The sequence below is a fragment of the Paenibacillus sanfengchensis genome, assembly GCF_036864765.1.
Taxonomy (GTDB): domain Bacteria; phylum Bacillota; class Bacilli; order Paenibacillales; family Paenibacillaceae; genus Fontibacillus; species Fontibacillus sanfengchensis.
On the sequence record NZ_JBAGJC010000028.1, the window covers coordinates 1 to 11,725 of the forward strand.

The following is an 11,725-nucleotide window of genomic DNA, read 5'->3' on the forward strand; positions in this document are numbered from 1 at the left end:
GCAGTAATCTTGCAAAAAAAATGACATAAAAAGTAAGAAGAATAATTTACAAAAAAAGGAGACCCCAGTTATCGTAGAATTGTACAGACACATACGAAAGGAGGTCTCCTTGAATAAAAAGATACCTAACCCATCCGTGATTCGTCAAGCCTTAGGTTGGTTGGATGTCCATGTGCGTTTACTCTGTGGCGATCATTACGCCAAGAAGCTTTGCTTTGGCAACACGATTCTTCTCTTTCTGGAGGCCATTTTGCAAAAACGGAGTTCACTAGATAACATCACAGAGCATTTACGAAGTGCTCCGTGGCTGCAAAAATGGGTAGGCTTGGAGTCGATCCATGCTTCCTCCTTAAATCGAAAACTAGCGCAAATTCCAACCGACAGTGTTCGTAACTTGTTCCTCCAGCGTCTCAAAAACCTGTGGCATCACCAGGGACCTACACTACCGAAAAAGCTCAAGGGACTTGGGCGACTGGCCGCGGTAGACTCCTCGTCAATCACTCTGAGCCTACCGCGAGGGAAGTGGGCATTACGCCAAGCGGGAGAGAGTGCGGTAAAAATGCATACCTGCCTGCATCTCACCGGCGAGATAAGCGCCTGGCTAAAAGGCATCGTACTCTCCACGGCGATGGTGGCCGACCTAGACTCGGAAGTGCTGGAACACCTTGTTTGGGAGCCAGGAACCACCTATTTGTTTGACCGAGGTTATATCTGTTACGGACAATTCCTCCATTGGGATCGAAATCAGATTTACTTTGTGGTCCGACTTAAGAGCAACAGCAGAGTACGGGTGCTTCAGTCCAAGGTCGCGGGGAGTTTCATCAAGCGGGATGCCGAAGTAGAAATCAAGGACCCGGATAGCCAACAAACCGGCGTGTTCCGACTGGTCGAGTTTGAGTTTATCGACAATAAGCACAAGGTTCATCAAGTGCGAGTTCTAACGAACCGCTGGGATGTAAAAGCGGAAGATGTGGCCCGAATGTATCACTACCGCTGGAAAGTGGAACTATTTTTTAAATTCATGAAGTCAAATTTGCATCTGAAAAAAATATACAACAACAAGCCACAGGCGGTATGGAACCTGATTTATTTAAACCTACTGGCGTACGTAGTGTGTGAAGAAATCCGGTATCTCTACGCTCCGGATCTGCCCATTGGCCAAGTGACGAGGAAGATGCGTGCGTATTTAACGAATGCGTGGACCGATTTTTTGGACCGTTTACATCCAGTGACGCAGCGGACGAGTAAGGGCCGAAGGAAAAAGGGCGGTCGTCCAAGAATTCATCCAGAACGTTTGGAGAAACTACGGATGATCTATTACTAAAAAAATGTAGAACCAAAACAGAAGAAAAACTATACTCTGGAAAAAAATGTGTCTGTACGTTTGAAAGTAAGGTGGGGCTTTTTTTTGCCTTTTTGGGAGAGGCGAAACATCACTGGCAAACAAGTTGAACTAGAGCATAGGATGGGAAAAGGCAAGAGGGTGAAATGATTCTGGAGAAGCGTAGCGTTCGCCTTTGTTACCGGACTTCTACCTTATCTGAATTTAATTCATCAAGAAATCCGGGAGCAACAGCGATCGGAAGAACATTTCACCCGGCTGCCTCTATCCCTCCATCATTAGTTCAACTCATTACGACTAACTGATGTTAAGGTTTTTGCAAGATTAATGCATTAACAGACCAAAAATAAGCACTATGGCTAATTTTCTATTAGATTTTAGTTTCTGAGTGTTCAATGGTGGTATCATTTTCATCTTCATTTACATCCCCCCACCCCGAATCGTAGTAAGCCTGCGGCTATCAAGATGCCGAACGCACTTCCAGGCACTGACGTTGCACCACTTCTGACATGATGCTGCTTATTTTAAAACTCTTCGCCTCAGCGTAGACGGGCTGAACCCCGCGCCCCGCAACTTCCATAGCCGCCCGCTGAAGTAGCGGCCTTTGGGGGCCTTTGGGCCGCTATTTCGTCCCGATTCGGCTCCACGGGGATCATAGCGGTCAAAAAAGGCCTTATTGCCCTGTTGCGGGCACCGAAATCGGGGTTTGGCCTGCTTTTTCCCGGAATAAGGGCCTAAAAAGCCGCTGCTTTACACCGCCCAGCCGAATTCGACAAAATAGCGTCGCAAAAGGCCTTTATATATCTGTGTAACGGGTTCTTTGCATACTCTTGGCCCGAATTAAAGGGAATTCTTCCCGTTAATTTGGGGCGTATGCGGCTGAAAAGACGATTTAGCTGGAGAACCTCCCGCTAATTCGCCTGAAATTGTGTATATCGGCTGTTGGGCCGCGAAATAGATGGAACTTTTCCAGCTAAATCCGATCCAAGAGCCAAGAGCGATACATTAACGGGAGGTTTTCCCGTTAGTGCACTGACTCCAACGATAGCGCTTGTATCTCTACAATTGTGGATGTTGGCAACATATCTCCGAAACCATTTACCACCGTTGCCCAACGCCAATTCTTTAGTTCAGTGCAGCAAACACTAAACCGGCTACTGAACCGGATGATGCCCTTAATCACGCCCACCAGCATTGTGATCGGCGTGATTTGCGGCTGCAATCTGGCCCGCTTATACTTCTCTGTCCCCGTGGGTGTTTGCCTTCATGACCATTACCTGTTTATCCCTTCATCTGGCGATGCCGCTGTTCGGCATGGCCGCGGGGCATCCGGCGTTTCCGGGGATCTCTATACGATGGCCGGGTCTATGCTTAGCCCGCACGCGGCAGCGGCGGATTTTGCTCTACCGCTATTCTTCATTAGCGCGTTCACGTATAATAGAATGATATACCAGAACACTGTCCCCGGCCGGCCTACGGACCGAAAAGACAGCGAAATATCTAGTTAAAGGATGGGAGTACCTTGAATCAATCCGCAACGAAGTCCCTAAAACGCAGCATCCCGCCGTTTCGGGCCGATCAGGTAGGCAGCCTGCTCCGGACCGAAGCGATCAAAAAAGCCCGCGAACAGCGCGCGGCCGGCAGTCTGTCGGCCGAACAGCTGCGGGAAACCGAAAATGAAGAAATCCGCCGCATTGTGGGGAAACAGAAGGAAATCGGCCTTCAGGCCGTCACCGACGGGGAGTTCCGCCGGGCATGGTGGCATTTTGATTTTCTCGAGAATCTCGACGGCGTACAAGGCTATGAACCGGAAAGCGGCATCCAGTTCCATGGGGTGCAAACGAAAGCCCACAGCATCAAAATCACCGGCAAACTCGATTTCAGCGACCACCCGATGCTGGAACATTTCAAATTTTTGCAGGGACTGGCCGGCTCGCATACGGCAAAACTGACAATTCCGAGCCCTAATATGCTCTACTACCGCGGTAAAATCGAAACGCCTATTTATGAGGATAAAGAAGTCTTGTTCCGTGATGTAACCCTGGCCTATCAAAAAGCGATCCGCGCTTTCTACGATGCGGGCTGCCGCTACCTCCAGCTGGACGATACGTCCTGGGCCGGCTTCTTTACGGAAGAGTCCCGGGAGAAGCTCCGCGCGGAAGGCAAAGATCCCGAGGCCATGATCGAGCTATCGGCCAAAATCATCAATGAGGCGATCGAAAATCGCCCGGCGGACATGGCTATCACCATGCACATTTGCCGCGGCAATTTCCGCTCCACCTGGACCGCTTCCGGCGGCTACGACGCGGCGGCGGAAGCGATTTTTGGCGGCCTGAACCTGGACGGGCTGTTCCTGGAGTTCGACGATGAACGCTCCGGCGGATTCGAACCCCTCCGCTATGTGAATAGACCCGACTTGCAAGTCGTGCTCGGCTTGGTCACATCCAAGTTCGGGGAGCTCGAGAACCCGGACACGATCAAACGGCGTATCGACGAAGCCGCCCGTTACGTGAGCCTCGACCAGCTTTGCCTAAGCCCGCAGTGCGGTTTTGCTTCCACCGAGGAAGGCAACCTGGTTGCCGAAGAGCAACAGTGGGCCAAACTGCGCCACGTCGTGGAAATCGCCGCAGACGTGTGGAAGTAACCGGCAATCCGCATATCAAAAGCCGTCCCGAAGACCGGGACGGCTTTTTCCGTTGCATTCGCTTACTTCTGCGGCGCTTTGTTGAAGAAATTTTCCTGTACGTATTTGGCCGCTACGTCCAACTGCTCTTTGGAGTTCGTGTCTTTCTTCGAGAACGACTCCTGCACGACATTGGACATCGTCGCGTAGTAATCCTGCGTGCCGAATTGGGCCTCCGGCTTGCCTTCCAGCAGGCTGAACAGCTGTGGATCGTATTTGTACACATTGTCGTATTTGTCGTAAATGGCTTTCACTTTGGCGGCATATTCCGAGTCATCGCTGAAGTACTCCAGCGGCGTCGGAATATAGTACTTGCCCTCGTCCTTGCGGGCTTTGATCGTATCCTCCACCGATTTAAGGGCGTCATCGGTAAAATAGTCGAACGTAATATAGCGGAACGCCATCTCCTGCTCATCTTTCGTCGCGTTCGGATTGATGACGAGGTAGTTGCCGCCCAAAATGCCGTAATGCTTGCCGCCTTTTTCAGCCGCAGGCATCGGATAGGCGACGACGTCTTCCGGCTTCATGCCGCCCTCGTTCAGCGCCGCCTGAATCACGTCGAACGCCCCGGCGATCACCATCGCCGTCCGCCCTTGCTTGAAGGAGCTGATCGCATCGCCCCAACCGAGCGCCCAGTCCTGCGGAATCGCATTCGCTTCCCATCTCAGCTTTTTGTAGAAATCCAGCGCTTTGACGCCAGCTTCGGAGTTGAACACCGCCGTCAGCTTGCCGCCTTCGCTCGTTTGGATGTCTCCGCCGGCTTCAAACAGGAAGTTCGTCCAGTTCCAGCCCGCTTCATTCCCTTTCCCCATCGGCGCGATGCCGGAGATGCCCTTCTTCGGATCGGCCGTGCCCTTGGCCACATTGTACATATCGTCCCACGTCCAGTCGAACGCCGGCATCGACACGCCTTTGTCATCCAACAGCTTTTTGTTGATGACTGTAGAAGTAACGTAACCGTTTTGCGTGATGCCGTACACTTTGTCGTCCACAATGAATTGGTTCTGCAGCACAGGGTTTATTTCGTCCTTGTACTCCCAATTGTTCCACAGGTCCGTGATGTCGGCCACCCAGCCCCGTTCCACGAGCAACTGAGCTTCCGTCGCCCAGGTATTGTAGAACGTCGGCGCTTCGTTAGAGGCCATCTTCGCCCCGATTTCGTTTACGTCGTAATCCCAGTCGTCTTTCACGATCGTTACGTTCGGATATTTTGCCTGGAAGCGGGCGATTTTATCGTCTTCCTGCTTGCGCAGTGTCGTTTCGTCCGGCAGCGGATAGTGAATCTTCAGTGTGACCTTGCGCTGGGCAATATCCCCCGTATCTCCCGAGGCTCCGCCGTTGTCCCCGGCTTTGTTGCCGCTCGTGTTGCCGGCGGCGCCGTTCGCGCCCTCCGCTTTGTTTTTGGCACCACCGCCGCCCCCGCAGGCCGCCAGCAAGGAACCGAACAGCACAAGGCACATCAAAAGTACAGAAAACTTGCGCATTGAAACTCCCCTTTTCGTAATATTAATGTTGTAATGACATCTTCATCTTAAAAGAGAACATGCCGGTAATCGATGTGTGATCGTATTCCTTTCATGTGCAGGCCTACGATTCTGAAAGCGCTATCCCTTGACGGCGGACAAGCCGACGCTGCGCATAATGAACTTCTGGAACACCAGGAAGACGAAGATCGGCGGAATCATCACCATAAAAAGGATCGTGAACTTCACGTTGGTATCCAGGCTGCGCGCGCTGACCACATATTTGTAGATCGCCGTAGCCAACGTGTATTTGTCTTCGGTCTGCATGACCAGTGATGGCCAGAACCAATCGTTCCACGCGGTGGAAAAGATAAAAATCGCCAGCGTTGCGAATATCGGCACCGACAGCGGCACCGCGATGCGGATGAATCCGGTCCATTCCGAAGCCCCGTCGATCCGGGCCGCCTCGAAAATTTCCGGATGGATGCCGTCGAAGAAATTTTTGATGAGCAGGAAATAGTAAGCGCTGGCCCCCGCCGGAAGCCAGAAAGCCCAGTACGTGTTCAGCAAGCCTAGCTCCTTCAGGTTGACGAAGTTCGGAATCATGTAGCTGGAGGCCGGAATAAACAGCGTCATCAGAATGAAGAAATAGATGACCCGGCCGTAAGGGACGCGAATCCGGGAGATACTGAACGCGGCAAGGCCCAGCACGAGGATGATCATGATCAGACTTCCGACGAAGATCAGCATCGTATTTTTCAGATAAGTCGGCAGATCTATGAACTCCCAGCCTCTGGAGAAGTTTTCCCAATGCCACTCCTGCGGGAAAAAGCGCGGCGGAAACGAGTTGACCTCCGGGTTGCTCTTGAGCCCGTTAAACAGCGTCATCGCAATCGGATACAGCATGGTCACCGCCATAACCGCGATACACAGCATCATCAAGCCGTAGACGACTTTATTTAACGGCTTCCGCAGATCGGCCGGCGATAAAATCCCTCTTTCCTTCATGCTAGTACTCCTCCTTGTTCAGCTTGAATTGAACGATCCCCAGAACGGCCAGCACCAGGAACATCAGAACGCCCAGTGCCGTACCCGACCCATAATCCAGCTGAGTGAACGCGTATTTTACCGTCAGCAAGGCATAAGTGAGCGTCGCCTTATTGGGGCCGCCGTCGAGCATGGCCAGTTGGGACTGATAGGCCTGCGAAGTCCCGATCAATTGCAGGATCAGCATCAAGGCAATCAAATTGCGCATCGACGGCAGCGTAATGTACCGGATCCGGTTCCAGACCCCCGCGCCGTCGATTTCCGCCGCTTCGTACCAGTCCCGCGGAATGCTCAGCACCCCGGCCAAATAAATCAGCATCGCCGAGCCGAACTGCTGCCACGTTTCCATAAATACCAGCGAAACCATCGACCATTTCGGGTCGGAGACAAACGCGATGGGATCGGCGCCGAAAACGCCAAGCACCGCGTTGATCGGGCCGACGGGATCGTACATCCATCTCCACAGCCCGTACAGGACGACCCCGGGCACGACGTAAGGCAGATAGGCCGCAATCCGCGCGAAGCCCTGGAAGAACTTCAGCTCCGATATAGCAATGGAAACCGCGATCGGTACCCAAAACCCGATCACCAGGCACAAAAGCATGTAATAAAGTGTATTTCTGACGGAGAGCAGCACGTCCGGATTGCTTAGTACCTTAACATAGTTGTCCAATCCGACGAAGGTGTTCCCGTTGACGAAATCGATATGGTAAAAGCTGTACACCATCCCTTTCACGATCGGTACCCACAAAAACACGATAAAAATGACGATCGCCGGAACGAGGAACAAATACCCCATCATGTATTTTTTCCAGTTCGATCCACGCCGCCGTTTGGTTTGAACCGGTTTCACCTTTTCGTGAAGCCCGCTCTCCGGCGCAAAGACCGTTTCCCCCATCTCTGTCTCCCTCTTTTCTTCGTAGTGTCTATTGTTAGTGCGAGTTCAAAAAGTCGGGTTTTCAGCCGCTTCCTGACCTGCTTCGTGATCAAAAGACGACTTTTTGAACTACCTCTATCAATTGTAGAAAAGAGGGGTCACCGCGAACATGTCTAAAACTATGTGAAGTATGGCCGATCTTACTTCTTCAGCTCGCTGGGGCTAACGCCGAAATATTTTTTGAAAATTTTGCTGAAATGCTCCGGGGATTCGTACCCGACCCGCTCGGCGATCTCGTAACGGCGCAGATCAGTATTCAAAATGAGCGACTTGCTTTCCTCCATCCGCAGCTTGATGACGTATTCCCAAAGATTGTGGCCCGTGTTTTTCTTGAACAGGTAACTGAGGTAGTTGGGGCTGACGTGGTTTTTCTTGGCTACCTCGTGAATCGTCAAGCCTTTCTGATTATAGTTATGTTCAATGTACTCCTTGGCGCTGTCCACGATCCGGTTGGTTTGCGTGTGCAGCTCCTCCCGGGACGGGTCCTGGGCATAGTTGTGCCAGTTAAAATCCCCATAATAAAACACGTGGTAATCCCCATGCTCTCCGCTCCACAGGATCGCTTTGTCCGCCTGACGGCTCAATTCGCCAAGAAAACGGATGCCTTTCAAAATCTGGCTGATTCCGACGGTGCACAGCATTCCCAGATATTTGTGAACATGATGGTGCAGGGTACGCCCGATCATTTCGAGCTGGTTGATTTTGTTGACGCCGGGTTCGGCGTATTCCGCCTCGCTCCACTGCATAATGATGGCGATTTCCATATCCTTCACGTAAAAAGACAATGCGTTCCATTCCTGATGCAGCAGCTCCTTGACGATGTTCAGCGCGGCGTACTGCAACAGCCGGACATCCCGTTGTTTGTACTCCGTCTGTTCCTTCCCGGCGGGAAGGGCCAGCTTCAGTTTGAATACGGAAAAAAAAGGCCCCGACACCCCAAACTTCCGCGTATCGTCCGGATCGTCCGTTTCCGCGGACTCCGGGCCAAACTCGGAGGAATCCGCCAACAGGCGCTTCAGCCGCTCGATATTCTCCGGCCGGGACTCCTCCATCTGAAAATGCTCCCGGTCCCCGGACAGCCATTCCCCCATCTTAGGCACCGGCTTATCCATCTTCAGCAGCGTGTTGCGCACGGAATCGAGAAACTGCCCGCTGTTCAGCGGCTTGATCAAATAGTCCTTGGCTCCGAGCCGGATCGCCATCTGGGCGTATTGAAACGTTTCATGGGCGGAAATGATGATCGCCTGCACCCAGGGCTTGATCATTTTCGCCTGATGCATCAGCTCGATGCCGTTCATCTCACCCATTTGGATATCCGTCACGATCAGGTCGATATCCTCCATTCGGACGTAATCAAGCGCCTCATAGCCGTTATAGGCCGTCATGATTTGCCCGATCCCCAGGCCCGAGGACGTCAATAACCCCGCCAACCCTTTGCAAATGAGCGGTTCATCGTCGACAACCAGGATGTTGTACATGTTCTATTCCCCCACTTCTTTATTTCTCCGAATGCTCCGATATGCCCGGCAGCGTCACCGTCACGGCCGTTCCGCCCTCCGGACGCGCGGCGTAACTCAGGCCATATTCGGGTCCGAAATGCAGACGGATCCGCTGATGAATGTTGCGGATGCCGTATCCTACGGACGGGCTTGGGCTTTCGTCGTTCAGCAGCCTGTCGATGGCCGCGAAATCCACCGCCTTATAACCGTTGTCCTCGATGGCGATCTCCACCCGGCCCGTGTGTTCTCTGGCGCGGATGGCGATTTCGCCATCCTCCCCCATATTTTTCACGCCATGAATGATAGCGTTCTCAATTAACGGCTGGAGCGTAATTTTCGGAATCGCGCACGCGTACAGCACCGCCGGAACGTCCCAGGTTACCCGGAAGCCGTATTCGTACCGGTGCTCCTGCAGCTTGATATAGGCGGCGGCGTGCTCCAGCTCTTCCCCGAGCGTGATCAGCTCCCGTCCCCGGCTCAGGCTGATTTTCATCAGCTTGGACAGCTCCTTGATCATTTCCGCGGAGGCCGTGTTGCCCTCCATCGTGCTTTTCCAATAAATACTTTCCAGCGTGTTGTAAAGCAAATGCGGATTGATCTGCTGGTACAGAATTTGCAACTGGGCTTCCTTCTGCTTGATATCCATTTGGTATTTGTAATGCACCAGCCCGTTCAGCCGGCGCGCCATTTCATAAATGGACGATACGAGCACGCTAACCTCGTCGTTGCGGCGCCACTTCGGAGTTTCCGGCACCACCTTGCCCGGTTCGTATCTTCTGACGAAATAGACCAATTTTTGCAACGGCGTCATCAAAGCGCGCCAGAAATACAGAATCATCATCAGCCCCGCCGCAAAATAAACGAGGGAAATCAGCAGGATGATCCGCTTGATTTCGTTTTGCTGCTGAAGCAGCGCCTTGAGCGGAACTTTATAGATCAGCTTCTGCTGACGCACCGCATTATAATTTATGACATAAATAAAATCATCGGTAATAACGTCTTTTGCTCCGATCATCGAATCTTCCGCATCCGCCTCCGCCGGCAGCTCCAGAACCCGGCCCGCTTCCGAAACGGTCGACGACGTCAGTATCCGGTTGTTCCAATCCGTGAAATAAAGCTCGCCTTCGGGGATGGAAACCGTCTGCAGGGACTCTCCGATACGCGCGTCCACGTTCGAAACGACCAGTACGCCGATCGTACCTCCCTTGGTTATGTTGTTGATCGCCCGGACGTAGGCCAGCGTATGCTGATTCTTCTGTCCCCGGGTCGGCGGCGACAAATGCTCGATTAACCGCAAATAGCCGTTCCCCTTCTTGGCGACGGCTTCATCAAACCATTCCGGTTTCTCCTCTTCGAGAAAAAAATAACTTCCCGCTTTCCTGGACTCCGGGTAGTACGGGGCAAAGGAGTACGAATTCGACGGGTCATGCACGAATAGCGAATAATAGAGCGGCGCCTGCTGATTGCTCTCCTCGGAGTAGCTGCTCAGCAGATTTTCCAGCCGTTCGTAATTTTTGACCCGTTCGAGCATGCTCTCGTCCTCGGCCGGATTCAACTGCTGCACCAGCGGATGCTGAAACACGGTCGATGTCACCTTGTTGATCGATTCGATGTCCCGGCTGATCAGTGTGAAATTTTGTTTGTTCAGCTCTATGTAGGCATTGGAAACATTGCGTTTTAAAATTTGATCCGCCCGGTAGTTGCCATAGGAGTTCAATATGAACAGAGGGACGACCAGCACCAGAAAAACCAGGATCATCTGCTGCTTCAAACTGATCTGCGTCATCGGGTTTTTAAATCCTGCATTCACCTGCGTTGCACCTCCGGTCACTTTAACTATATCAAGATTGAAAACCCACCAGGTATGCGCGTTTCTACGGAAATTGTGGCGGTTCCTAAGATTTGCGCTACCGTTTCTCTTAGTGTAGGGCATTTCCGGCGTTTTGCCAGCATCATTTTGCGGGAGGCTTGGGGCTTATTTGCCGACTTAAGGAGCGGCGTGAGGAGCTGGACGCTATAGCTATATTCGTAACTTCACGTTATAGAAAAAAGTTCCCCGATCCGAAATGCCAGATCGGGGAACTTTTCCAGTTCATCCGTTATTTTTGCACCAGCTCATGTAAGCCACTGACGATAAGGTCGGCCCCTGCCAGGATGTGCGGGCTGCCGATGCCGACAACGCGGCAATCGGCGGCTTTGCCCGCCTGCACGCCCGCCTCCGCGTCCTCGAACACGACGCACTCGGACGGCGGCAGGCCAAGCGCCGCGCTGGCGGCAAGGAACACCTCGGGATCCGGCTTCGCCTGGGACACCTTGGTGCCGTCGATCACCGCGTCGAACAGCTCCGCGATGCCGAGCCTGGACAAAATGAACTCTGCGTTTTTGCTCGCCGAGCCCAGGGCAATCTTCACGCCCCGGCTGCGCAGCTGCAGCAGATAATCCTTGGCCCCCGGCAATATTTCCGACGGCTCCAGCTTCGATATATAGTCGACGTATTCGCGGTTTTTGACCGCGGCCATCTCCTCGCGCTCTTCCTCCGTCGCTTCCACGCCGCCCACCTCAAGCAGGATGCGGAGCGACTCCATGCGGCTGACGCCTTTCAACCGTTCATTATCGGCTTCGGTAAACTCGAAGCCGAGCCGGCGCGCCAGCGAACGCCAGGCCAAATAGTGGTATTTGGCCGTGTCGACGATCACGCCGTCGAGGTCGAAAATCGCGCCTTTCATCGTTTCCAGCATGATTCCATTCTCCCTT

The 11,725-nt window shown here is 52.8% G+C and carries 8 protein-coding genes; 2 read left to right on the forward strand and 6 right to left on the reverse strand.

Going from position 1 to position 11,725, the window contains the following annotated elements:
* The first annotated feature begins 109 nt into the window (after nucleotides 1-109).
* Together V4U84_RS26560 and V4U84_RS26565 are read left to right on the forward strand one after the other, a co-directional pair.
* Nucleotides 110-1,324 (forward strand): IS4 family transposase, encoded by a 1,215-nt coding sequence (locus V4U84_RS26560; protein ID WP_334077049.1) that lies wholly within the window; start codon nucleotides 110-112, stop codon nucleotides 1,322-1,324.
* A gap of 1,540 nt (nucleotides 1,325-2,864) precedes the next feature.
* Nucleotides 2,865-3,986 carry a 5-methyltetrahydropteroyltriglutamate--homocysteine S-methyltransferase gene (locus tag V4U84_RS26565; RefSeq protein ID WP_334078234.1) on the forward strand — a complete coding sequence of 374 codons (1,122 nt, stop codon included), beginning with the start codon at nucleotides 2,865-2,867 and terminating at the stop codon, nucleotides 3,984-3,986.
* 62 nt (nucleotides 3,987-4,048) lie between these two features.
* Here the strand turns inward: V4U84_RS26565 and V4U84_RS26570 are convergent, their stop codons facing one another.
* The 6 genes from V4U84_RS26570 to pgmB form a co-directional block, all read right to left on the reverse strand.
* The gene (locus V4U84_RS26570) at nucleotides 4,049-5,509 is read right to left on the reverse strand and encodes an ABC transporter substrate-binding protein (protein ID WP_334078235.1); all 1,461 of its coding nucleotides are present in this window, start codon (nucleotides 5,507-5,509) and stop codon (nucleotides 4,049-4,051) included.
* A gap of 120 nt (nucleotides 5,510-5,629) precedes the next feature.
* Nucleotides 5,630-6,496: a carbohydrate ABC transporter permease gene (locus V4U84_RS26575; RefSeq protein WP_334076098.1), complete on the reverse strand. Its 867-nt coding sequence runs from the start codon at nucleotides 6,494-6,496 to the stop codon at nucleotides 5,630-5,632.
* 1 nt (nucleotide 6,497) lies between these two features.
* Nucleotides 6,498-7,433, reverse strand: coding sequence for a carbohydrate ABC transporter permease (locus V4U84_RS26580; RefSeq protein WP_416367304.1), 936 nt, complete (start codon nucleotides 7,431-7,433; stop codon nucleotides 6,498-6,500).
* A gap of 179 nt (nucleotides 7,434-7,612) precedes the next feature.
* The gene (locus V4U84_RS26585) at nucleotides 7,613-8,950 is read right to left on the reverse strand and encodes a response regulator (protein ID WP_334078236.1); all 1,338 of its coding nucleotides are present in this window, start codon (nucleotides 8,948-8,950) and stop codon (nucleotides 7,613-7,615) included.
* Between the two features lie 19 nt (nucleotides 8,951-8,969).
* Complete coding sequence (locus V4U84_RS26590) at nucleotides 8,970-10,781, reverse strand: sensor histidine kinase (protein ID WP_334078237.1); 1,812 nt, start codon at nucleotides 10,779-10,781, stop codon at nucleotides 8,970-8,972.
* A 289-nt stretch (nucleotides 10,782-11,070) separates the two neighbouring features.
* Nucleotides 11,071-11,709 carry a beta-phosphoglucomutase gene (gene pgmB / locus V4U84_RS26595; RefSeq protein ID WP_334078241.1) on the reverse strand — a complete coding sequence of 213 codons (639 nt, stop codon included), beginning with the start codon at nucleotides 11,707-11,709 and terminating at the stop codon, nucleotides 11,071-11,073.
* Nucleotides 11,710-11,725 lie beyond the last annotated feature (16 nt).